24 protein-coding genes are annotated in these 20,534 nt (G+C 71.8%); 10 read left to right on the top strand and 14 right to left on the bottom strand.

Annotated elements, in window-relative coordinates; translation table 11 throughout:
- Positions 1–2: 2 nt before the first annotated feature.
- The 3 genes from H958_RS0124875 to H958_RS44020 are packed head-to-tail and all read left to right on the top strand — an operon-like array spanning position 3 to position 1,692.
- Positions 3–269 (top strand): SHOCT domain-containing protein, encoded by a 267-nt coding sequence (locus H958_RS0124875; protein WP_028060630.1) that lies wholly within the window; start codon positions 3–5, stop codon positions 267–269.
- A complete protein-coding gene (locus H958_RS0124880; RefSeq protein WP_028060631.1) occupies positions 266–1,132 on the top strand; it encodes a hypothetical protein in 867 nt (288 codons plus the stop codon). Before H958_RS0124875 ends, H958_RS0124880 begins: the two co-directional genes overlap by 4 nt.
- Positions 1,129–1,692 carry an RDD family protein gene (locus H958_RS44020; RefSeq protein ID WP_051324783.1) on the top strand — a complete coding sequence of 188 codons (564 nt, stop codon included), beginning with the start codon at positions 1,129–1,131 and terminating at the stop codon, positions 1,690–1,692. Before H958_RS0124880 ends, H958_RS44020 begins: the two co-directional genes overlap by 4 nt.
- On the opposite strand, the gene H958_RS0124890 is transcribed toward H958_RS44020, so the two are convergent.
- The gene (locus H958_RS0124890) at positions 1,617–3,770 is read right to left on the bottom strand and encodes a LuxR C-terminal-related transcriptional regulator (RefSeq protein WP_037411441.1); all 2,154 of its coding nucleotides are present in this window, start codon (positions 3,768–3,770) and stop codon (positions 1,617–1,619) included. The two genes, H958_RS44020 and H958_RS0124890, sit on opposite strands and share 76 nt — an antisense overlap.
- Before the next feature lie 185 nt (positions 3,771–3,955).
- On the opposite strand from H958_RS0124890, the gene H958_RS40175 reads away from it, so the two are divergent.
- Positions 3,956–4,309 (top strand): YggT family protein, encoded by a 354-nt coding sequence (locus H958_RS40175; RefSeq protein ID WP_037411442.1) that lies wholly within the window; start codon positions 3,956–3,958, stop codon positions 4,307–4,309.
- Positions 4,310–4,312: 3 nt separating this feature from the next.
- Here H958_RS40175 and H958_RS0124900 read toward each other — a convergent pair whose 3' ends face one another.
- Positions 4,313–4,630, bottom strand: a complete 318-nt coding sequence (locus tag H958_RS0124900) for a carboxymuconolactone decarboxylase family protein (protein WP_028060633.1) — start codon at positions 4,628–4,630, stop codon at positions 4,313–4,315.
- 182 nt (positions 4,631–4,812) lie between these two features.
- Between H958_RS0124900 and H958_RS0124905 the strand changes: the two genes are divergently transcribed.
- The gene (locus tag H958_RS0124905; protein WP_028060634.1) at positions 4,813–5,226 is read left to right on the top strand and encodes an SHOCT domain-containing protein; all 414 of its coding nucleotides are present in this window, start codon (positions 4,813–4,815) and stop codon (positions 5,224–5,226) included.
- 26 nt (positions 5,227–5,252) lie between these two features.
- Here H958_RS0124905 and H958_RS0124910 read toward each other — a convergent pair whose 3' ends face one another.
- From H958_RS0124910 to H958_RS40180, 3 genes are read right to left on the bottom strand one after another with little or no spacing between them, the layout of a single operon-like run.
- A complete protein-coding gene (locus H958_RS0124910; RefSeq protein WP_028060635.1) occupies positions 5,253–6,704 on the bottom strand; it encodes an SHOCT domain-containing protein in 1,452 nt (483 codons plus the stop codon).
- Complete coding sequence (locus H958_RS0124915) at positions 6,701–7,483, bottom strand: hypothetical protein (protein WP_028060636.1); 783 nt, start codon at positions 7,481–7,483, stop codon at positions 6,701–6,703. The genes H958_RS0124910 and H958_RS0124915 overlap by 4 nt, the downstream gene beginning before the upstream one ends.
- Before the next feature lie 8 nt (positions 7,484–7,491).
- Complete coding sequence (locus H958_RS40180; RefSeq protein WP_051324784.1) at positions 7,492–7,734, bottom strand: PLDc N-terminal domain-containing protein; 243 nt, start codon at positions 7,732–7,734, stop codon at positions 7,492–7,494.
- 150 nt (positions 7,735–7,884) lie between these two features.
- On the opposite strand from H958_RS40180, the gene H958_RS40185 reads away from it, so the two are divergent.
- Complete coding sequence (locus H958_RS40185) at positions 7,885–8,298, top strand: DUF7144 family membrane protein (protein WP_156028264.1); 414 nt, start codon at positions 7,885–7,887, stop codon at positions 8,296–8,298.
- A gap of 33 nt (positions 8,299–8,331) precedes the next feature.
- The gene (locus tag H958_RS0124930; protein WP_028060637.1) at positions 8,332–9,930 is read left to right on the top strand and encodes an MFS transporter; all 1,599 of its coding nucleotides are present in this window, start codon (positions 8,332–8,334) and stop codon (positions 9,928–9,930) included.
- Between the two features lie 40 nt (positions 9,931–9,970).
- Here H958_RS0124930 and H958_RS0124935 read toward each other — a convergent pair whose 3' ends face one another.
- From H958_RS0124935 to H958_RS0124975, 9 genes are all read right to left on the bottom strand, one after another.
- Entirely contained in the window at positions 9,971–10,486 is a 516-nt protein-coding gene (locus H958_RS0124935; RefSeq protein WP_028060638.1) for a hypothetical protein, read from the bottom strand.
- A 135-nt stretch (positions 10,487–10,621) separates the two neighbouring features.
- Positions 10,622–11,518, bottom strand: a complete 897-nt coding sequence (gene pqqB / locus H958_RS0124940; protein ID WP_028060639.1) for a pyrroloquinoline quinone biosynthesis protein PqqB — start codon at positions 11,516–11,518, stop codon at positions 10,622–10,624.
- A gap of 23 nt (positions 11,519–11,541) precedes the next feature.
- Positions 11,542–12,636: a pyrroloquinoline quinone biosynthesis protein PqqE gene (gene pqqE, locus H958_RS0124945; protein ID WP_028060640.1), complete on the bottom strand. Its 1,095-nt coding sequence runs from the start codon at positions 12,634–12,636 to the stop codon at positions 11,542–11,544.
- On the bottom strand, positions 12,626–12,886 hold the full coding sequence (pqqD, locus tag H958_RS0124950; protein WP_028060641.1) for a pyrroloquinoline quinone biosynthesis peptide chaperone PqqD: 261 nt from the start codon (positions 12,884–12,886) through the stop codon (positions 12,626–12,628). The genes pqqE and pqqD overlap by 11 nt, the downstream gene beginning before the upstream one ends.
- Complete coding sequence (gene pqqC / locus H958_RS0124955; RefSeq protein WP_028060642.1) at positions 12,883–13,575, bottom strand: pyrroloquinoline-quinone synthase PqqC; 693 nt, start codon at positions 13,573–13,575, stop codon at positions 12,883–12,885. The genes pqqD and pqqC overlap by 4 nt, the downstream gene beginning before the upstream one ends.
- Before the next feature lie 124 nt (positions 13,576–13,699).
- The gene (locus H958_RS0124960) at positions 13,700–15,397 is read right to left on the bottom strand and encodes a PQQ-dependent dehydrogenase, methanol/ethanol family (RefSeq protein ID WP_037411443.1); all 1,698 of its coding nucleotides are present in this window, start codon (positions 15,395–15,397) and stop codon (positions 13,700–13,702) included.
- Positions 15,398–15,440: 43 nt separating this feature from the next.
- The gene (locus H958_RS0124965; RefSeq protein WP_028060644.1) at positions 15,441–15,890 is read right to left on the bottom strand and encodes an MSMEG_3727 family PQQ-associated protein; all 450 of its coding nucleotides are present in this window, start codon (positions 15,888–15,890) and stop codon (positions 15,441–15,443) included.
- A 128-nt stretch (positions 15,891–16,018) separates the two neighbouring features.
- Positions 16,019–16,819, bottom strand: coding sequence for a ferritin family protein (locus tag H958_RS0124970; RefSeq protein WP_028060645.1), 801 nt, complete (start codon positions 16,817–16,819; stop codon positions 16,019–16,021).
- A gap of 125 nt (positions 16,820–16,944) precedes the next feature.
- Positions 16,945–17,475: a manganese efflux pump MntP gene (locus H958_RS0124975; protein ID WP_028060646.1), complete on the bottom strand. Its 531-nt coding sequence runs from the start codon at positions 17,473–17,475 to the stop codon at positions 16,945–16,947.
- Between the two features lie 217 nt (positions 17,476–17,692).
- Between H958_RS0124975 and H958_RS0124980 the strand changes: the two genes are divergently transcribed.
- The 3 genes from H958_RS0124980 to H958_RS0124990 are packed head-to-tail and all read left to right on the top strand — an operon-like array spanning position 17,693 to position 20,514.
- On the top strand, positions 17,693–17,932 hold the full coding sequence (locus tag H958_RS0124980) for a ferredoxin (RefSeq protein WP_051324954.1): 240 nt from the start codon (positions 17,693–17,695) through the stop codon (positions 17,930–17,932).
- Entirely contained in the window at positions 17,916–19,289 is a 1,374-nt protein-coding gene (locus tag H958_RS0124985; protein WP_037411444.1) for an NAD(P)/FAD-dependent oxidoreductase, read from the top strand. The genes H958_RS0124980 and H958_RS0124985 overlap by 17 nt, the downstream gene beginning before the upstream one ends.
- A 22-nt stretch (positions 19,290–19,311) precedes the next feature.
- Positions 19,312–20,514: a cytochrome P450 gene (locus H958_RS0124990; protein WP_028060649.1), complete on the top strand. Its 1,203-nt coding sequence runs from the start codon at positions 19,312–19,314 to the stop codon at positions 20,512–20,514.
- Positions 20,515–20,534 lie beyond the last annotated feature (20 nt).

Raw genomic sequence — 20,534 nt, forward strand, 5'->3', positions numbered from 1 at the left:
CCATGCCCGGACTGCTCCGCGGCGTCGCCCGCACCGCCGTCGTCGCCGGCACCGCCACCGCCGTCAGCAATCGCGTGTCGCGCCGGCAGGCGAGACGCTGGGGCGCTCAGGAGGAGTACTACGACGCTCCGCCAGAGGCCGCGCCGCCCCCGGCTCCGGCCGGCCCCGATCGCGTCGCGAAGCTCCGCGAGCTCGCGACGCTGCGCGACGACGGCATCCTCACCGATGAGGAGTTCGAAGCCGAGAAGCACAAGCTGCTGAACAGTTGAGCGGGTCGATGCCGTCCACGCGCATCCCCGGCGCGGTCATGCGACTCGCAGCGGCGGGCCTGGCCACCGGTACCCTCGCCACCCGCCCGGCCGCCGGCGCCTGGGCCGCCGCGCGCCGGGTCGAGCGCGGGGCGCGGCGGCAGCTCGCTTCCGAGGTCGGCCGCCGGACGCTCGTCCTGCTCGACGGGGCGCTGACGTCCGTCTACACCGACGAGGCCGTCGCGCGCCTGCTGGACAGCGACGCCGCCGAGCGCGCCGTCGACCATGCGCTGGGCGGCCGGCTCGTCGGCGTGATCACGCGCGATCTCGTGCGCTTCGAGGTCGTCGAGCGCGTGACGCAGGAGGTCATGGCCGAAGGCGTGTTCGATCGCACCCTCGATGGCCTCGACGTCGCCGGTGGAGCGCAGCTCATCGCGGACCGCCTGCTCGCGGGCGGCATCGCCGAGCAGCTGGCGGCGCGGCTGCTCGAAGGGCCGGAGCTCGAGCGGATCGTCGAGCTGGTGCTCGAGAGCCCGCGGGCCGAGCAGCTCCTGACGGCAGCGCTCGAAAGCCCGGGGATGGAGCGGATGATCACGCGCGTGGTCGAGAGCCGCGTCGTCGACGAAGCCGCCGCCCGGATCGCCGACGACGTCGTCCGGCGGATGCGCACCAGCGAGGCGATGTGGACCCTCATCGACGACATCGCGCAGAGCCCGGCGGTGTCCGAGGCCATCACGCAGCAGGGCGCGGGGTTCGCCGACCAGGTGACCGGCGAGATCCGCGAGCGATCGCGCACGGCGGACGTCCGGCTCGAACGCGCCGCCCGGCGGCTGCTGCGCCGCCGGCCGCGACCCGGCGCCGGCGAGGCGCCGTCGGCGACATGACGGCGGATGCGCGCAGCGAGGGCGGGGCGGGCGTCGCTTCGCCGCTCTACGCGGGACTCGCCACCCGGACGCTGGCGTTCGCGGCCGACGCGGCCATCATCAACGCCGTCGCCTGGTTCGTGGGCGCCGTCATCGCGCTCTGCCTGTCGCTGCTCGAGATCCCGCAGCAGGTGACGAGCGTGATCGCGGCGATCGGAGCCGTGGCGGCGCTGGCATGGACGTTGGCCTACTTCGTCTTCTTCTGGTCGGCGAGCGGCCAGACCCCCGGCAACCGGCTGCTCGGCATCGCCGTGCGGGAGGCGTCCACCGGGCGACCGGTGCACGCGGGCCGCGCCGCGCTGCGCGCCCTGGCCCTGCCGCTCTCCGCGCTGCCGTTGTGCGCGGGGTTCCTGCTGATCCTCGTCGACGGCCGGCGCCGCGCGCTGCACGACCGCCTCGCGGGAACGGTGGTCGTGTACGTGCAGGAGCGGCGCCGCGCCGTCCGTCAGCCGCCGATCAGGCCCGCGACGCGGCCGCGCGACACGGCATCGGACCGGCACGAGACGTTCAGCTTGCGATAGACCGCAAGCGCCTGCGTCTTGACCGTGTTGGGCGACACGTGCAGGCGCTCGCCGATCTCGCGGAACGACATGCAGCTCTCGAGCAGCCTGAGCACGCGCAGCTCGGCGTTCGTGAGCGCGGGCCCGTCGCCGCCCGCGCTGGCGGCGAAGGCGTCCGCGCGGGCCCAGCCGTCGTGCACCCAGCGAGCGAGCAGCGGCGCGTCGGGTACCTGGGCCTGAAGCCGGGCGGCATGACCGAGGAGCATCCGGGCGGTGGGTCCATCGCTGAGGCGGATCTCGGCGCGAGCGAGCCACACGTGCGTCTCGGCGAGCAGCCATGGCGGGAAGTCCGCCCGCGGCAGGACCAGCCGCAGCGAGCCGGCGGCGTCGCGGCTCGCTCGCTCGGTCTCTCCGCGATTGGCCGCGACGACGGCCGTCACGGCGAGGATCAGCGCGTGCACCGGGCGCGGCGCACCGTTCCCGGACAGCGACGCCGACGCGGCCTGCGCTTGGCGCTCCGCCTCGTCCCAGTCGGCCAGGTCGGCCGCGACCAGCGCGAGCTGGGCATGTGCCACCGCGGCGACGGCCGCGACCCGGCCATCGGTCCGGACTGCGGCTTCTTCGAGCGCATCGCGGGCCGCCCCGACGTCCCCGGCCAGCTGCTGTGCGATGCCGCCGAGGAGCAGTCCCAGCGATTGCCACGCGCCGCCCGGCGGTGCCTGCTCGCATGCGCGTGCGGCGTCGTCGGCCATCTGCCGCATGCCGTGGCGCGCGATGCCCGCGCGCAGGAGCGCGGTTGCGGCCACCCACCCCGGGGCACTCGGAAGCTCCTGCAGCGCCCGCTCCGCGGCTTCGACCGCGCGCAGCGCCTCGATGCGCCGCCCTTGCGCGACGTGGCAGACGGCGGCGGTGAGCGCGAGCGGCGCGTGCGCGACGATCTCGCGCGCCATCAAGCACCGCAGCCACTCGGCCAGCGTGGTCTCGCGGCCATCGAGGGCGTAGGCGGGCGCGAGCGACCACATCAAGGAGCCCGCCAGGCGCGCGTCCCGGGAGGCGATCGCATGATGGATCGCCGCGCCCGGCTCCCGTTCGCGGGCAAGCCAGACGGCGGCGCGGCGATGCAATGTGCGGTCGAGCCCGGGCTCCACCCGGGCGAGCTCGGCCCGAAGAGCCTGTACGAGCAGCGGGTGGCATCGGAACACCGTCCCCTGCCGGTCGACCCGCTCGACCGGCAGGCCTGCGTGCAGGAGCTGCTCGATCGCGGCGGCCGAGCCGCGGGCTCCGGCGACCGCGTCGCAGAGCGGGGCCGACAGCGTGTCCAGGATCGAGCTGCGGCGCAGCAACGTGCGCTGGGACGGCGCAAGCTGGGCCAGCAGCTCGCCCTGCACGTACTCGGCGACGAACCGGTCCGCGCCGTCGAACCCGGCGATGGCCGCTCCGGCGTCGGAGGCATCGGCGACCGAGAGGGCGGCGAGATAGAGCGCGGCCGGCCAGCCCTCGGTGCGCGCGAGCAGGAGATCGACCTGCTCGGCATCCAATCGCAGTCCGGCACCATCGAGCAGCATCGCCGCTTCGAGCCGGCCCATGGCGAGGTCGCGCCGCGTGATCTCGAGCATCAGGCGGTGGGCTCGCAGCCGGCCGATCGGTGCCGGGAGATCGCCGCGCGAGGCCACCGCCAGCATCACGCCGCGCGGCAGCCGGGCCGCCGCCTGGAGGATGTCGGCGACCGCGTCGGCGGGCGCGAGCGCGGCGTCGTCGAGCACGATCACCTGCGGCGCCCCGGACGCGGCCGCCGCTTCGATCGAGCGCACCGTCGCGGCCGCGCCGTCGCCGCCGTCGAGCGCAGACCAGGAGAACGGACGGCCGTCGCGCAACGCCCATTCCGCGAGCAGCGCGGTCTTGCCGTAGCCGGCCGGCGCCACGATGGTCGCGACCGGCGCGTCCCGGCAGGCCAGCAGCCGGCGCACGAGGGCGGCGCGCGGCACGATGCCGGCGGGCAGCCGCGGCGGCCCGGCGTCCTGCCGCACCGTAGGCTCGGCGGCCGCGCCGCGGGGGCGCCTCCGGCCCGAGTGGAGCGCCTGTACCGTCTCCGTGCTCACGTGTCGCCAGCATGGCCGCGGCCGGGGCGGCGGCCAAGGAGGCTCACCGGCCCAGGCGAGGGGCGCGCACACCACTGCGCGCACGGCCGCCTGCACGCCTCCCGGGCGCGAGGGAAGCGCGCATCCTTGCGGGCCGGCGGGCGGTCGGCTGCGATAGGTGCATGGGGAACGCAACCATCACAACCGTGCGGGTCGCGCGCGGCCTCAGCTACCTCGTGTACGCCTTCGTGCTGATCGCGCTGATCATCCTCGTGCTCGGCTTCTTCCTGCTCCTGTTCGGCGCGAACCCCGACGCGCCGTTCGCGGAGTGGGTCTACCGCAGCCTGGCGCGCGTGATGGCACCGTTCCGGGGGATCTTCGAACCGGTCAAGCTCAACGGCGACTCCGTGCTCGACACCTCGGTGCTGTTCGCCATGATCGTCTACGGCATCGTGGGCATGCTCCTGAGCGCGCTGATCTCCTGGCTCACCGAGCGCCTGCTCGCCCTGCGCCGGCGCCACGAGTCGGCGACCGAGACGCGCACGCCCGTCGCCGCGTGACGCTTACTCGTCGAGCTCGGCCGACTCGAGCGCCAGTCCCAGCGCTCGCACGATGTTGCCGGTGGCCGAGGCGACGCGCGCGGTACCGACGATAGGCGCGACCGCCGTCAGGACTCCCCGGACCTGCTCGACGTCGACGCCGGCCTCGGTGGCGGCGCCGAGGTTCATCAGATACGAGGCCGGCGGCGCATCCACGGCGACGAGCGCGGCGATGCGCGCCAGCATCAGCGTCGCCGGGTCCAAGCTGGACGCCTCGAACGACTGCGCGGTCATGCCGGCCAGCAAGTCGAGAACTGGTGTCTCGGAGGGTTCGACGGCCATGGCGGCCTCCTTTCGGGTCGCACGGAACGCTCCTCGGTCACGCCCGCGGCGTCGTCATCCGATGTGGGTGAACGCGACCGTCATGGCGGCACCACCCACGTGGGGATGCGTGCCGCCTTGGCGGGCCGATCACGCGGCCGGAGAATCCGATCGATATCGATCCCGCCTAGGGGAGCGCCCACATGCTGCTAGCCGCCGACTATCCCTTCCTCGACGTCCTCTGGACGATGATCATCTTCTTCACGTGGGTGATCTGGATCTGGATGATCGTCATCATCTTCACCGACGTCTTCCGCCGGCGCGACATCGGCGGCTGGGCCAAGGCGGCCTGGTGCGTCCTGATGATCGTGCTCCCGTTCATCGGTGTGCTGGCGTATCTGATCGCCCAGCACGACGGCATCGCCGAGCGCAACCTCGAGCGCGCTCAGGTGTCGCAGCGTCAGTTCGACGACCACGTCAGGGCGGTCGCCGTTGATAACGGCGGCGGCGCCGGCGCGGCGACCGAGATCGCCAAGGCGCAGGAGCTGCTCGAGAAGGGCGCGATCGACCGGTCTGAGTTCCAGGCCATCAAGGAGCAGGCCCTCGCGGCTCATTGAGCCGCGAGGGGCCGGCGACGCTCGCGTCAGCTTTGCGTCGCCGGCAGCTGATCGGCGTCGGACGGCTGCTGCCCGTTGCGCAGGATGCGCTCCTTCTCCGCGCGGAGCTCGTCGTCGTTGAGCACTCCCGCCTGGCGCAGCCGGCCGAGCCGCTCGAGCTCCTCCAGCCGGGCGTCGCCCGACGATGACGACGAGGAGGAGAACCGGCTCGCGGCGGACTCTCGCCCTGCGGCCAGCGCGCTCGAGCTCGACTGCACTGCGCGCGACGCCGTCTCCCGGGCGGTCGCGCCGCGCCGGCGGCTGGCCGTCCAGAAGCGCTCCCAGCGCTCACGTCGCCGGCGCGCCGCGGCTTCGCGCGTCGCCGTCGGGAACTCGCGGATGACCTGGCGCCGCAGGCCTTCGACGCCGGCCGCCAGCAGCGCGATCAGGATCAGGAGCATCGGCGCGTTGCGCCATGCCGGCGTCGGCTCCCACCAGATCAAGCCCGCGACCACGAGGGCCAGCGCGGCGTAGGCGATCGCCGGCGACCGCAGGTACGGCGCGACGACACGGCGGACCGCGGTCGCCCAGGCGGTGGGGCCCGCAACCCATGCGCCCAGCACGATCACGGCGCCGTAGATGAGCGTCGCCACGGCGATCTCGACGAGTAGCGCGGTCGCGATGGTCCAGACCTCGCGGATCGCCGGCTCGGCCGCGGCAGTCTTCGAGAGCGAGCCGACGACCTGGTCGCCCGCCACCAGGCGCACGAGCAGCGCGGCGGCGCCCGCGGCGATGAATCCGATGCCATACGCGCGCACCGCCCGCCGCCGCCACCCGGGGGCGACCGCGATCGCCGCCGCGAACAGCCCCAGCGAAGCGACGATCAGCACGACCGGAAGCGGCCGCAGGATGCGGACCGCCCGCTGCGCCGACTCGAGCTGCCGGGACTGGAACAGCGTGATGCGCGTCGCGCTGGCAGGAAGCACCTTGCGCAGGCGGCCGCCGACGCCGGTCTGCTGCTGAAGCTGCGCGAGCAGCTGTCTCAAGTCGAGTACCACCCGCCCGTGGTCGGTGGAGACGGTGCTGCCCCCTCCCGCGAGGACCGCGAGGAGCTGCTCGTGAGCCGTGCGGTTGGCATCCGCCCAGCGCGCCTGTACGTCGGGGCGCACGAGCGCCTTGCGGGCCGTCTTCTCGACCTGCGTCCGGAGCGCGTTCGCGACCGGTCCGGCGAGCGCGTCGGCGCGTGGCGGAAGCACGTTGCGGAGCGCCTGCTGCACATCGACGCTCGCGAACAGCTCGTCGGTCAGCCGCGCGGCGACCTGGTCGCGGATGACGGGCTGCTCGAGCAGCTGGGTGCTCGTACGCGTCCAGTTGTCCGTGTTGAGCACCTGCCGGTTGACCCAGATCGCGAAGATCGCCAGGAACGCGAGCATCGATGCGACGACGATCAGCGTCACGGCGAGCGCCTGGCGCCGGCGCTGTGGGGGCTGGCCGGTCATGTCGCCGCCCCCGCTCGCGCCGCGAAGAAATCAAGTGCGCGGCGCGTCTTGGTCTCCTGCGCGCCGCTGAGGTCGATGCCGTACTGCGTGAGGCAGGCCCTGGTCTCGGCCGCTGTGCGGAAGGCCTCTTCGGGAGGGCACTTGGTCGAGAGCTCAAGGATGCGGGAGTCATCGGGGTAGAGCCACACCTCCGCAACCAGCCGGCGTCCGAGGCGCTCCGGCACGAGTCGCAGCTTCAACACGAGGATCGGGCCCAGGACCACGAGGTCGTCGAGCTCGAGCCCGTCGGGCGCGTGCGCGCGGAAGAACGCCCGCTGCTCCTTGGAGAACAGCTTGTGGACGGGCGCCTGGCCGTCGGCGACGGTCTTGACCAACCCCGTGGTCGGCCGGCCCTTGAACGACGCCGAGCACACGAAGCCGCCGGGGAGCGCGTCGAGCTCGACGTTGAAGCCCGCCGACCGCCGCAGGGCGACGGAAAGCTCCTCCGGCAGGACCGGCCGCAGCTTCACCACGGAGTCGTCGCCCTTGCGCTGGGTTCGGCGCCCGCGCACCACGAGACCGGCGCGGTCGAGCGCGAGGTCAGGCGTGTCGAAGAAGAAGACCTGGCGGATCTGGGCGTCGATCGGGTCCATCCCCAGCACCTGGACAGCGGAGCGCTGGTCGGACTCGGGGACGGTCAGCTTGAGCTCGACGCTGTCGGATCCGGAGAGCAGCTCGAGGAACCGGGGAAGATCGGCGTCGCCGATGCGCGGCGCGCGATCGAGGCTGGAGGATGCCATGGCGCGCTCTACAGCTGCTCGCCGCGCGTGCGGTGCAGGTCAGCGTTGGCGAGGTGGGTCCTCTCGGCTTGGCCGGGCGGCGTGGGGCGGACGACCCAGTACACCAGCGACCCCAGCAGCGGCAGGATCACCACGAGCGTGATCCAGCCGGCCTTGGCCCAGCCTGAGTAGCTGCGCTGCGCGATGTCCACGACGGTCGTGATCGCGAGCACGACGAGGACCGCGGACACGAAGATCCAAAGGACGGTCATGGATTCATGCTGCGCCCGCGGTTTGGCGGCGGCAATGAGACGTGCCGGTGTGCGGACGGGATACGCGCACCCACCACGACGCATGCGTCCGCCCTTGGCCGCGCGCGGCGGACTCGCGATCGTGACGCGAACCGAGCGAAAGGAGCAAAGATGGCAACGACACAAGGCAGCCCGCGTATCGCCGTCGAGACTCAGACCGGTCAAGGCTGGTTGACGTATGCCGGCATCCTGGTGCTGATCGGGGGCGTTCTCAACGTCATCTGGGGCATCGCCGCGATCGGCAAGGCCCACTTCTTCGTCGCCAACGCGAACTACGTCATCAGCGACCTCAACCTCTGGGGCTGGATCGCCCTCGTCATCGGCGCCGGGATGATCTTCGCAAGCCTGGGCATCTTCAACCGGCGGCAGTGGGCCGTCTGGACCGGCATCGTCTTCATCACCTTGAACGCGATCTCGCAGATGCTGTCGATCCCCGCCTACCCGTGGTGGTCGCTCGCGCTCTTCGCGCTCGACATGGTCGCGGTCTACGGGCTCGTCGCCTACGGCGTCCGCTACAACGACTGACGGCTGCTCGCTCCCACCCGAGACCGGCCGGCGATGACCGCACAAGGGGACGCACTCGCGCCTGCGGAGGCGGCCGGCACTCCCCGGCTCGCGATCCTGCTCGCGATGGCGATGTTCGTGCTCGTCGTCGACACGTCGCTGATGAACGTCTCGATCTCCGCGGTGACGCGGGATCTCGACACGACCGTCAGCGGCGTGCAATCGGCGATCGCGCTCGAGGCGCTGGTGTCGGCCGCGTTCATCCTGACGGGGAGCAAGATCGGCGATCTCTTCGGCCGCAAGCGGGCCTATGTGCTGGGCCTGCTCGGATACGCGGTCGGCGCGCTGGCGATGGCGCTCGCTCAGAGCTTGACCGTGATCATCATCTTCTGGGCGATCGTGGGCGGGCTCGGCGCGTCCCTGCTGCTGCCGTCGATGCAATCGCTCATCCACGGCAATTTCGAGGGCCCGGCGCAGAGGAAGGTCTACGCGATGGTCGGGGCCGCGGCCGCGATCGCAGCCGCGGTCGGTCCACTGCTCGGGGGCTTCATCACCACGTATCTCTCGTGGCGCGTCGCGTTCGTGCTCGAAGCCGCCGTGATCGCGATCGTGCTGTCCGGCGCCAACCTCGTCCGCGACGTGCCCTACACGGGACCACGGCGCGTGGACCCGGTGGGGGCAGTGCTCTCGATCGTCGGCATGGGCGGCGTCGTGCTCGGCATCCTGGTGTGGCAGGAAGGCGGCGAAGCCGTGGGAGCGCTGATCGTGATCGGTGCGGCGGCGCTGGCCCTGCTCGTCACGTGGCTGAAGCGGCGCAAGCGCGAAGGCAAGCCGACGCTGCTGGATCCGGACCTCTTCGCCTCCCGCTACTTCCGGCTCGGCGTCTCGCAGCAGATGCTGCAGCAGATCGCGCTCGGCGGCTTGATGATCGCGCTTCCGATCTACCTGCAGATGGTGCTCGAGTACGACGCCATGGAGGCCGGCCTCTCGCTCGCCCCGCTGTCGCTCACGATGTTCGCGATCGCGCTCCTGGCCGGGAGGAAGGCGGGCAAGCGGCGTCCCAGCAGCATCATCCGGGGCGGATTCGCGCTCGTCACGCTCGGGGTCCTCGCGCTGATCGCGACCGTGCCGCGGGCCGACTCCGGCTGGTACCTCCTGATTCCCCTCGTGATCGCGGGAGCCGGGCTGGGCCTGCTGGTGTCCCAGCTCAACAACTACACGCTGTCGCCGATCTCGGACGAGCGCGTCAGCGAGGCCGCCGGCGTCAACTCCGCGGCTGGGTCGTTCGGGCTGTCGTTCGGCCTGGCCTTCGCGGGAGCGATCATGCTCGCGACGCTCTCGATCGCGTTCACGAACAAAGCGCAGGCCAGTGACGTCCTTCCCCAGGCCGAGCAGCAGCGCGTCGCGCATGTGCTCGAGCACGACGCCCAGGTCATGAGCAACACGCAACTCGAAGAGCAGCTCGCCGGCCAGCCCGAGGAGATCCAGGACGAGATCGTCCGGATCAACACCGACGCCAGGCCGCTCGCCCTTCAAGTCGCGCTCGTGATCCCGCTCCTCGCCGCGCTCGCCGGGCTCTTGAACTCCTTCCGCATGGTGCGCCTGCCGGACCCCGAGAGGTCCGGCTCGGGCGACGCCATGGCCGTCGTCTGATCACCACTCGTCTTCGGTTCGGTGGGTGTGCCGGCGCGCATCAGTGCAGCAGCGCCTTCACCGCAATCAACGCGCCTCCGATCGCGCCCACCGCCGACGCGTGCAGCAGCGCTGCGCCGCTCCCCGACCCGGCGAGCCGCGACGCGAGGAACCCGTACGCGCAGATCAGTGCCAATCCGGTCCACTTCGCCAGCGTGAACGCCGCCTGGAGCTCGATCACGCCGGCGGCGGCGAGCAGGAAGAACAGCGCGGGAAAGCCGGCGCCGAACGTGACGGGGACGGCCTCGGCCGCCAGCCTGCGGACCTCCGCGCGCCCGATATGCCGCCGCTCGCGCGCCTCCGTGCCGACGAACTCGCTGTACACCTCCGCCAGGCCGACCGCCAGCGCGGTCGCGATCACCGCGCCTAGAGTCTGGCCGGCGGTCGGGGGATGCCGCTCGAGCGCGACCACCAGCGCCAGCCCGAGGACCGCCCCGTAGATGACCCGCGCGACGTCGCGGGATCCCAGATGGGCCTCGAGGGCCCGGACGTGCGGCGGCGGATGTCGGTTGTGCATGGCGGATCTCGACCTTGCCGTCCTCGACACGTACAGCGTGTCGCTCAGGTCGCTCCCGAGAGCGTCACGGCCGCATCGGCGCGGAGCAAGGAAGCGCGCCCGTTGGCGCGTCGGGTGTGCGCACGTCACACGATCTCACAGCTCCACCTCCAGCCCGTCGTACGCCACCTCGGCTCCGGCGCGCAGGACCGCCTCGCGCTGCGGCGAGCGCTCGAGGAGCACCGGATTCGTGTTGTTGACATGGACGAGGATCACTCGCGGGCGCTCGAGCCGCGAGAACGCCTCCAATGTCCCTCCGGGGCCGGAGAGCGGCACGTGGCCCATCTGCCGCGCCGTGCGCTCGGAGATCCCCAGGCGCACGAGCTCGTCGTCGCGCCAGAACGTGCCGTCGACGAGTGCCACGTCGCTCGCGGCGAGGCGGCCGAGCACATCGTCATCGAGCCGCGCGAGGCCCGGCAGGTACGTGAGCACGCCGCCGGTCGAGCGGTCGTGGAACACGAATCCGCTGGCCTCGACGTCGGCTCCGGCCCCGGCCAGGTAGCGCGGCGCGTCGCCGCCGACCGCGAACGACTCGACCTCGAGCGAGGACCCGTCGATCACGAGCGAGTCCCCCGGATCGAGCCTTCGCCAGTCGACGCCGCAGTAGCGGGCGAGCATCGGCAGCACCGGATAGCCGTCGGTCAGGGCACGGCGGACCGCGTCGCTCCCGTACGCCCGGATCGCCGTCGAGGACTCGCGCATGAGCAGCAGGCCCGCCGTGTGGTCGATCTCCGCATCCGTCAAGAGGATCCCGGCCACCGGCGCGGCGCGCACGCCGTTCGCGGGCTCGGCTGCGAGCGGCTCCAGCTGCTGGCGGAGGTCCGGCGCGGCGTTGGCCAAGAACCACGGACCCACCGCCCCGCGGATCGCGAGCGACGACTGCGTTCGAGGACGTGCGGCGGTTCCCGTGCGGGCCGCCTCGCACGTCTCGCAGCGGCAGTTCCACTGCGGGAACCCGCCACCGGCGGCGGAACCGAGAATCCGAGCGCGCACGTCCGAACGACCTGAGCCTCGCCTCAGACGCGCGCCGGCCGCCGCGTCGTCCGGTATCTGAAGGCATCGGCCTGTGCCGGCTCGCGGGCAGCGACGATGGCGCCGTGATGCGGCGAGAACCGGCAGACCGGATCGGTCGCCGCGGCGTCGCCGGTGAAGCGGAGCGCCTGGCAGCGGCAGCCGCCCCAGTCCTCCTCCTGGCGCCCGAGCGGACATGACCGGCACGGCTCCTGCATCCAGCCGGTGTCGCGGAAGCGGTTGAACGCGTCCGCCTCGTGCCAGATCCAGTCGAGTGAGCGATCGCGTGCGTTGGGGAACGTGAGTCCGGGGATCGTCGATGCCGCGTGGCAGGGGAGGACCTCGCCGTCCGGCGCGACGACCATCGTGGTCCGCCCCCAGCCGCCCATGCACGGCTTCGGCAGCTCCTCGAAGTAGTCCGGGAGCACCCAGAGGACGGTGATCCTCGGGCCGACGCGCGCGCGGAAGCGCCTCACCGCCTCCTCGGCGCGGTCGAGCTGCGCGCGCATGGGGACGAGCGCCTGCTGGTTCACGACCGCCCACCCGTAGTACTGCGTGTTCGCGAGCTCGAGGCGCTGGGCGTCGAGCTCCTCCGCGAGCCGGAGAACCTCGTCGATCCGGTCGAGGTTCTGGCGATGCAGCACGCAGTTGATCGTGAGCGGGAACGCCAGCTCACGCGCCGCGCGCGCGGCCGCGATCTTCTTCTCGAACGAGCGCACGCCGGCGATCCGGTCGTTCTCCTGCGGGTCAGGGCTCTGGATCGAGACCTGGATGTGGTCGAGCCCTGCCTCCTTCAGGCGCACGGCGCGCTGGCGCGTCAGCAGCGTGCCCGCCGTCACGAGGGTCGAGTACAGGCCGGCCGCGCGCCCGGCGGCCACGAGCTCGTCCAGATCGCGGCGCACCATCGGCTCGCCGCCGGTCAGCGCGAGCTGGAGCACGCCGAGCGCTCGCGCTTCGCGAAAGACGCGCTGCCACTGCTCGGTCTCGAGCTCGTCGCGGTAGCGGTCGCCGCGGATCGCGACGGGATTCGAGCAGTACGGGCAGTGCAACGGGCAGCGGTACGAAAGCTCCGCGACGAGCGTGTATGGCCTAGGCGGCATCGACCACCAGCCCGTGCTCGACCATCCCCCCGAGCAGCTCACGCACGTCCTCGGTGACGTCCGCGCCGGAGTAGCGCTGCGAGAGAACGGCGGCGATCTCCTCGGGCGAGCGGCCGCCGTCACACAGCTCGAGCACGTGTGCCGCCGTCTCGTTCAGGCGCACGGCGCCCTCCGGAACGAGCAGGACGTGCTCCTCGCGCACGTCGTCGTACTGGAGGCGAGCGCCGTCGACGAGCCGAGGGCGGTTCACGCCGCCGTCTCCGGCTGCGTGTCACCCCGCTCGATCGCGTCGAGCTGCGCCCACAACATCTCCGTCTTGAACCTGAGGGCCGCGACGGCGCGCTCCTGCTGCTCCTGCGTCAGGCAGCGCTCGACGACGAGCTGGAGTGCGTGCTGCGCGTCACGCGGCGCGCGGTCGAGCCGGCTGCGGAAGTATTCGAGTCCCAGAGGATCGATCCACGGATAGTGCGCCTCGAGCGCCGCCACGCGGACGCGGATCGCAGCCGGCCCGAACAGCTCTGTCAGCGACGACGCCACCGCCTCCAGCCATGGCCTCTGGCGCGCGAAGTTCACGTACGCGTCGACCGCGTAGCGCACCGCCGGGAGCACCCGCCGCTCGGACAGGAGCTCGTCACGCGGCACGCCGAGCGCCTCGCCGAGCCGCAGCCACGACTCGATCCCGCCCGTTCCGGCCGAGGTGCCGTCGTGGTCGACGATCCGCTTGATCCACTCGCGCCGCACCTCGATGTCCGGACAGTTCGAGACGATGGCCGCATCCTTGAGCGGGATGCACCGCTGGTAGTAGAAGCGGTTCGCGACCCAGCGCTGAAGCTCGCCGCGCGTGAGCTCACCCGCATCCATCCGCATGTGAAACGGGTGGAGGTTGTGGTAGCGGGTCCCCTGCGCGCGGAGCTGAGCGACGAACTCCGCAGGCGCCACGGAGTGGGGGTGGCTACCGACGGAACACGTAGGTGGTGACCTCGCAGCAGAGGTCGACGAACTCAAATTGGGGCTTGATCCATCTCATACCACGGCTCCTTGTCGCATTACATGTGACGTACCGTTACTCCTCCGGCAGTGCGAAGACGAACAGCGCGCTGCCCTGGCCCGCCCCGAGCATCCCGGGCAGGAATCCCTCGGTCCAGGCGCCCCACCCGGTCGGCACGGCGATGTACTGCCTTCCGTCGAGGCTGTAGGTCGTCGGGTTGCTGTGGTGACCGCTTCCGCACTGGAACTGCCACAGCAGCTCCCCGCTGCGGGCGTCGAGCGCGTTGAGCTCGCCCGTGGGCTCACCGGCGAAGACGACGTCACCGCCCGTGGCCAGCACGGACGAGCACATCGGGACGTCGTTGCGCCAGCGCCACACCTCCTTGCCGGTGGACGGATCGAAGGCGCTCACGGCCCCTGCCATGTCGTCGAGGTCGACCGCGACGCCCGCGCCCCAGTACGGAATGCTCTCCTTGAACTCCCTGCGCCGCCGTGTGGCGGTCGCACCGACATCCTGGACCGGCACGTAGAAGTGTCCTGTCTTCGGGCTGTACGCCGCGTGCGTCCATTCCTTGGCACCCGCCGGACCCGGCCAGAAGTGAACCGGATCGCCCTCCGCGTCGGGGTACCTCAGCGGCGTGACCTTGCCGTCGGCGTCGATCTCGCCCCAGTCGATGCGGTCGACGAACGGCGCCACCCGGACGAGTCGACCGTCCGTGCGATCGAGGACGAAGAAGTACCCGTTCTTGTCGAAGTGCCCCAGCAGCTTGCGCCCGTCGGACTCGAACAGGATGTGCTCCATCGTGCTGTCGTAGTCCCACAGGTCGTGCGGGGTGTACTGGTAGTGCCAACGGATCTGGCCGCTGTCGGCATCGACGGCGACACAGCAATCGGTGAACAGGTTGTCGCCCTCCCGGACGGCTCCGTCGAAGTCCGGTGCCGGGTTGCCGGTGCCCACGTAGAGGAGGTTGAGCTCCGGGTCGAAGGTGCTCGTGATCCAGCAGTTCGCGCCGCCCCGTGCCCAGGCCTCACCGTCCGCGGGCCAGGTCTCGGAGCCGGGCTCGCCGGGCTTGGGCACCATGTACGTCCGCCATACGCGCTCGCCGGTCTCGCGCTTGAACGCGTCGAGGTGGCCGCGCACACCGAACTCACCGCCGGAGCTCCCGACGATGACCATGTCCTTGACGACCAACGGAGCGACCGTGGCGCTCTCGCCGGCCCGCACATCGCCGTAGGTCTGGTCCCACACGACCTTGCCCGTCTCGGCGTCGAGCGCCAGCAGATGGGCGTTCAGGGTGACGACGAAGACCTTGCCCTCGGCCACGGCGACGCCGCGGTTCACGTTGCCGCAGCAGAGCGACGTGTCATACGGGATCGCATGCTTGTAGCGCCACAGCTCGGATCCGGTCCGGGCGTCGAGGGCCCAGACCCAGCCATCCCAGCCCGACACGAACATGATTCCGTCCACGACGATCGGCGCGGTCTCGAACGAGTACGTCGATTTGCCCGCGTGCAGGCCCACCGAGCCGCACTGGAAGACCCACGCGGGGGCGAGTCGCCTGACGTTCTCCGTGTTGATCTGGTCCAGCGGGCTGTAGCGCTGCCCGTCGTAGGCGCCGTAATAGGTGAGCCAGTTCTGCGGTTCCGAGCGCGCGTTGAGGATGCGCTCGTAGGTGACGCCCTTGGTCACCGGCGGCGCACTGCCGACCAGGCCGCTCAGGGCCCCTGCGTTGACGGCCTTGCCTGCGTCTACGTACTCCGTTCCCGTTGCCATCAAATGCTCCTATCCACGCTCGTGGTCGAGCCCGGGAGTCGATCTACGGTCGCGGCTGCGGCGGGCGGTCCTGACGCGCCTCCGGCGGAGCGTCCCCTTGCACGACGATCGCCCCGGTCAGGCCACGGCCCTCATCGTTGCCGGTACGCGAGCCGTACCAGTAATACCCCGGGCCGTCGAGCTCGAGGTTGGCCGTTCCGCGCGAGTGGTTGACCAGCCATATGAATTGGCTGTCGCCGTTGCTCGGCAGGACCGCGCAGTGAGTGTTCAAGTCATCGTTGATGAGCTCGAGCTCGACCTCGCCTCCATGAGGCAGCACGAGGATCCCCGGCTCGAAGACCAGCTCGTCGGGCGGGATCCGGATCGTGGCGTGCATCGATCCGTCAGGCCCCTCCTCGGCGTGTCCGATGCTTCCGCGGCCGAGGATTCGGCCGAGCGCCGCTCCATTCTGCCGGTCCAAATCGACGGAGCGTGCCTGCGCAGTCTGGCTCACGGCACTCCTCCCCTTGCGTCCGGATACTTGCGGCAAAGCGTACCCCTGAAGGTGCCGCCGGTGTAAGGGGCGACCCGGGCTCCTTCGGGTCGTCGTCAGCCGTCTGACGCCGCGCGAAGCGGACCGAGCTACGCCGCCGCCCAGGCCTCGATCAGCCCGGCGGCCGACAGCCGCCGGCTACACCTGCGCGCGATGCGCTCGCGCGTGGCGGGGGAGACGACGTCGCCCCAGGCTGCGGAGGCGTCCGCGGCGCGCGCCGGCAGGTCGTCGAGGAACGCTGCGGAGGGCTGGGCCTCGATCAGGCAGCGCAGGCCGAAGCCGATGTGCCAGCGCTCGTCGAGCGCGACGCGCGTCACGCCCTCGAGCACGCCAGGCAGCGCGCCGTCGGCGAGGTCGTCGAGCAGCGCGCGCTGCCCGGCGTCGAAGACGATCCCCTCGAGCAGCATGTGGTACAGCCCGACGCCCTCACTCAGCCCGGTGCGGCCCGCCGCAAGTTCGGCGGCCAGCTCGGGCAGCCGCACCTCGAAGAGCTCGAGTATCGCGGGCGGGACGTAGACCCGGCCGGCGGCGCGCCGCTCGGCCGGGGTGGCGCCGGGCAGCTCGAGCACCTCGGCGGCGATGCGGTCGAAGAGCAGCGCGTGGCGCACCTCATCGCGGCGCTGCAGGAAGAAGACCCAGGCCACCAAGCTCTCCTCCGAGGCCAGCGAGGTCTGCTTGGCCGCAGCGCCGAACGGCGCGAGCTGCTCGGCCACGGCGTCCTCGGCCACGCAGAAGCTCGCGAGGAGCGTGGTGAGGCGGTGGCGGCGCGCGTCCGGGAGGCCGGGCCACGCCCGGGCGTCCGGGGCGAGGTCGATGGCCTTGGCATCCCACTGCCGGCGGGCTGCGATCCGGGAGAAGAAGCTGGGCCAGAAGCTGCGCCGTGCGAGCATGCGCGCCTACGGCTCGATGGCGGGCTCGAGGTGAGCGAAGCACCCGCGATGCCAGGGCTGCTGGACAGCCATGCCGGGAAGGTACCAAGCGATCTCCGCGGGTCTCAAACGTTGCCGGCGCTGCCCTACTCCAGCTCCAGCACGACGGCCATGATGATGAGCCCGAGACCGGCCAAGAGATCGGAGCGGATGCGAACGAAGCGGGCCGCCACTCCTCCAAGCTGCAACCCGAGGAACGTCATCGCGGTCGTGATGACGCCGAAGAGCGGCGGCGCGAGCCAGGGGGAGAAGCCGACCAGGCCCAGGCTCGTGCCGGCGACGACATTGTCCACGCTCAACGGCAGGGGAAGCCCGAACAGCGCCCATCGCTCGTCCGGCTCCTCCGGCTCCGGGGTGCGCCATGCCTGCACAAGGAGGTAAAGCCCGTACGCAGCCAGCACGACCACCCCGACGTGGTCGGCTGTGGAGCCGATCGTCCGGGCGAGGTAGGCGCCCCCCAGGATGCCCACCAGCGGCGCCACGGCATCCCAGAACCCGAACACCAAGGCCACCTTCACGGAACGGCGCCGCGTGAGCCGAAGCGTCCCGAGCGCGATCGCCGTGCGGAAGTTGTCCAGGCTCAGCGTGATCCCGAGGATGAGAAGTTCGCCGATCATGTCGTCGCGGACTACCGCAGCCTAGGTGGAGCCTGACTCCTCTACCACGACGGCAAGCCGACTGGGTCGCTTGATCGGCACGAGCTGGCCGGGAGGACCGTTGGCGCGGCCGGGAGCCGGTGTGAGCGTGGAGGCCATGAGCAGGCGGGCAACGGTGTCCTCCGGTGACTCACTTGATCGTGCGCGCGCCGCGGAGCAGGCCAGCCCGTGCCCGGAGCTGCAGACGAGCCGAACGGCCGCGCGGCGGACGCGGATCGTCGTGGACCTCAACCGCTGCCAGGCCTATGCCCAGTGCGTGTTCCTCGCGCCGAGGGTGTTCGAGCTCCATGGTGAGGAGGCGCTGCGGTACGACCCGTCCGTCCCCGACGACCAGCTCGAACGCGTGCGCCAGGCGGCTGCGGCGTGCCCGGTCCAGGCGATCCTCGTGGGCGAGGAGCCGGGTGCCGGCATCCCGTGATCTGCGGGAGGGCCGCGTCGTCATCGTCGGTGCGTCGCTGGCCGGGTTGCGGGCCGCCGAGGCGCTGCGCGAGGAGGGCTTCACCGGCTCGGTGACCGTGGTCGGGGACGAGCCGCATCCGCCGTACGACAGGCCGCCGTTGTCGAAGCAGGTGCTGCTCGGCCGGGTGGCCGCGAACGCCACCGGGCTGCCGATGCGCCGGGATCCGGACGCGCAATGGCGGCTCGGGGTGCGCGCCATCGGGCTGGACGCGGTCAAGAAGCGCGTCATGCTGGCCGACGGCGAGTCCCTGCCCTACGACCGGCTGCTGATCGCCACCGGGACCCGGGCGCGGCCCTGGCCGAACCCCGCGGAGGCCGCTCTGGACGGGGTGTTCACCTTGCGCACCAGTGACGATGCCGAGCGCCTGGCCGGGCGCCTGGCCGCGGGGCCGCGCCGGGTGCTCGTGATCGGGGCCGGCTTCACCGGCTCGGAGATCGCCTCGGCCTGCCGGGAGCTCGGCCTCGAGGTCACGGTCGCGGAACGCGGCCCCGTACCGCTGGTCGGCGCGCTCGGCAGGACTCTCGGAGTGCTGGCGGCCGGCCTGCAGCACGCCCACGGCGTGGACCTGCGCTGCGGCGTGACGGTGACCGCGCTGCGAGGGAACGGCCGGCTCACCGGCGCGGAGCTCTCCGACGGCACGCGCATCGACGCGGACGTCTGCGTCGTCGCCCTGGGCGCGGTCCGCAACACCGAGTGGCTGGGGACCTCCGGCCTGGCCGCGGGCACGCGCGGGGTCGCGTGCGACGCCGGGTGCCGCGTCTTCGACATGTACGGGATCGTCACCGACGACGTCTTCGTGACCGGCGACGTCGCCCGCTTCCCGCACCCGCTGTTCGAGTACCAGATGCTCGCGCTCGAGCACTGGGGCAACGCCGTCGCGCAGGCCGAGGTGGCGGCCCACAACATGGTCAGTCCGGGACCGCTGCGGCGCCCGCACCTTGCCGTCCCGGTGTTCTGGTCGAGCCAGTTCGGGCTCAACATCAAGTCCGTGGGCGTGCCCACCTTCTCCGATGAGGTGGCCATCGTCCAGGGCTCGCTCGCCGAGCGCCGCCTGGTGGCGGTCTACGGCTACCGGGGCCGCGTCACGGCCGCGGTCACCATCGACATGGCCAAGTGGCTGGAGCACTACCAGCGCCTGATCGAGACCGCGGCCCCGTTCCCGCCCGGTCCCGGCGCGGCCGACGGCTCGGCGGTGGCGGGGTTCCCGGTCCCGTCCGACGTGCCGGACCCGGCGCGGCTCTCCCACGGCCCCACCGTTGCGCTCACCGGCTACCTGCCGGACCGCCGACTCGTCTTGGTGCGCCCCGCCGACTGACCCTCCCGAGGAGCCGATACGCATGGCCGCCGACACCCTGCTGGAGCGGATCACCGATTACGCCAACCGCCCCGATCCCTACCCGCTGTACGCGGAGCTCCGTGAAGCGGGCGTGGCCCGGCAGACGGACGGCAGCTACCTGGTCGGCACGTACCACGAGATCGCGGCACTGCTGCACGATCCACGGATCAGCTCGGACCTTCGCAACCGCACCGCCGGCGACCGCGCCCTGTCCGACGAGGAGCAGTCGCGTCCCTTCATCCGGCTCGACGACCCCGAGCATCAGCGGCTGCGAAGCCTGGCGATGCGGCCGTTCGGCCCGCCGCACAGCCCGGGGCGGATCGACGCGATGCGAGACGGGATCGCCAGGATCACCGAGGAGCTGATCGAGGCGCTCGGAGACCGCAAGCGGCTCGACGTCGTCGAGGACTTCGCCTATCCGCTGCCGGTCACCGTCATCTGCCGGCTGCTCGGTGTTCCGCGCGAGGACGAGCCGGCGTTCCGCGCGTGGTCCGACGCGCTCGTGGACTCCGCGGACTTCAGGCCCCGCGAGGATCCCACCGAGCGCCAACGGACGGGAGCGCAGGCCCGGGCGGAGATGGGCCGGTACCTGATGGACCTCGCCGAGCAGCGCCGCGGCCACCCGAGCGACGACATGCTCTCCGCCTTCGTCAACGAGCCGGACCCGGCCAGGCGGCTCACCCGCGAGGAGCTGACGGTCACCGCCGTCCTGCTGCTCGTCGCCGGACACGAGACCACGGTCAACCTGATCGCGAGCGGTGTGCTCACGCTGCTGCGCCACCCCGACCAGCTGGACCGGTTGCGCCGTGAACCCGGCCTGCTGCCCAACGCCGTGGAGGAACTGCTGCGCTACGAGCCCCCCGTGCAGATGCGGGAGCGCACCCCTCTCGCCGACGTCGACGTGGCGGGCACCACCATCCCCAAGGGCGCATCCCTGGTGCTCGCGCTGGCCTCAGGCATGCGTGACCGCAGGCGGTTCCGCGACCCCGAGCGGTTCGACCCGGCCCGGCCGGACAACCAGCACCTCGCCTTCGGCAGCGGCGTCCACATCTGCTACGGCGCACCGCTCGCCCGAATCGAAGCGCAGATCGCGCTTGGCGCGCTGATCCCCCGCCTCGGTACCGCACGCCTGGTCCAGGACCCGCCCGCGTACCGGCGCAACGCCATGCTTCGCGGCCCCCGGCACCTGCCGATCGAGCTCTGACCGGCCGCGCTCCTGTCGCC

This window comes from Candidatus Solirubrobacter pratensis, from assembly GCF_000425945.1.
Classification (GTDB): Bacteria; Actinomycetota; Thermoleophilia; order Solirubrobacterales; family Solirubrobacteraceae; genus Solirubrobacter; species Solirubrobacter pratensis.

What these genes read in the sequence shown, in the direction of transcription:
- H958_RS44020 (WP_051324783.1), top strand. Translation starts at nt 1,129, where the DNA reads ATGACGGCGGATGCGCGCAGCGAGGGCGGGGCGGGCGTCGCTTCGCCG.
- H958_RS0124990 (WP_028060649.1), top strand. Translation starts at nt 19,312, where the DNA reads ATGGCCGCCGACACCCTGCTGGAGCGGATCACCGATTACGCCAACCGC.
- H958_RS0124900 (WP_028060633.1), bottom strand. Translation starts at nt 4,630, where the DNA reads ATGGCCGTCGAACCCTCCGAGACACCAGTTCTCGACTTGCTGGCCGGC.
- H958_RS0124935 (WP_028060638.1), bottom strand. Translation starts at nt 10,486, where the DNA reads ATGCACAACCGACATCCGCCGCCGCACGTCCGGGCCCTCGAGGCCCAT.
- H958_RS0124905 (WP_028060634.1), top strand. Translation starts at nt 4,813, where the DNA reads ATGCTGCTAGCCGCCGACTATCCCTTCCTCGACGTCCTCTGGACGATG.
- H958_RS40180 (WP_051324784.1), bottom strand. Translation starts at nt 7,734, where the DNA reads ATGACCGTCCTTTGGATCTTCGTGTCCGCGGTCCTCGTCGTGCTCGCG.
- H958_RS0124975 (WP_028060646.1), bottom strand. Translation starts at nt 17,475, where the DNA reads ATGATCGGCGAACTTCTCATCCTCGGGATCACGCTGAGCCTGGACAAC.
- H958_RS0124970 (WP_028060645.1), bottom strand. Translation starts at nt 16,819, where the DNA reads ATGCTCGCACGGCGCAGCTTCTGGCCCAGCTTCTTCTCCCGGATCGCA.
- H958_RS0124915 (WP_028060636.1), bottom strand. Translation starts at nt 7,483, where the DNA reads ATGGCATCCTCCAGCCTCGATCGCGCGCCGCGCATCGGCGACGCCGAT.
- H958_RS0124875 (WP_028060630.1), top strand. Translation starts at nt 3, where the DNA reads ATGCCCGGACTGCTCCGCGGCGTCGCCCGCACCGCCGTCGTCGCCGGC.
- H958_RS0124960 (WP_037411443.1), bottom strand. Translation starts at nt 15,397, where the DNA reads ATGGCAACGGGAACGGAGTACGTAGACGCAGGCAAGGCCGTCAACGCA.
- H958_RS0124930 (WP_028060637.1), top strand. Translation starts at nt 8,332, where the DNA reads ATGACCGCACAAGGGGACGCACTCGCGCCTGCGGAGGCGGCCGGCACT.
- H958_RS0124910 (WP_028060635.1), bottom strand. Translation starts at nt 6,704, where the DNA reads ATGACCGGCCAGCCCCCACAGCGCCGGCGCCAGGCGCTCGCCGTGACG.
- pqqE (WP_028060640.1), bottom strand. Translation starts at nt 12,636, where the DNA reads ATGCCGCCTAGGCCATACACGCTCGTCGCGGAGCTTTCGTACCGCTGC.
- H958_RS40185 (WP_156028264.1), top strand. Translation starts at nt 7,885, where the DNA reads ATGGCAACGACACAAGGCAGCCCGCGTATCGCCGTCGAGACTCAGACC.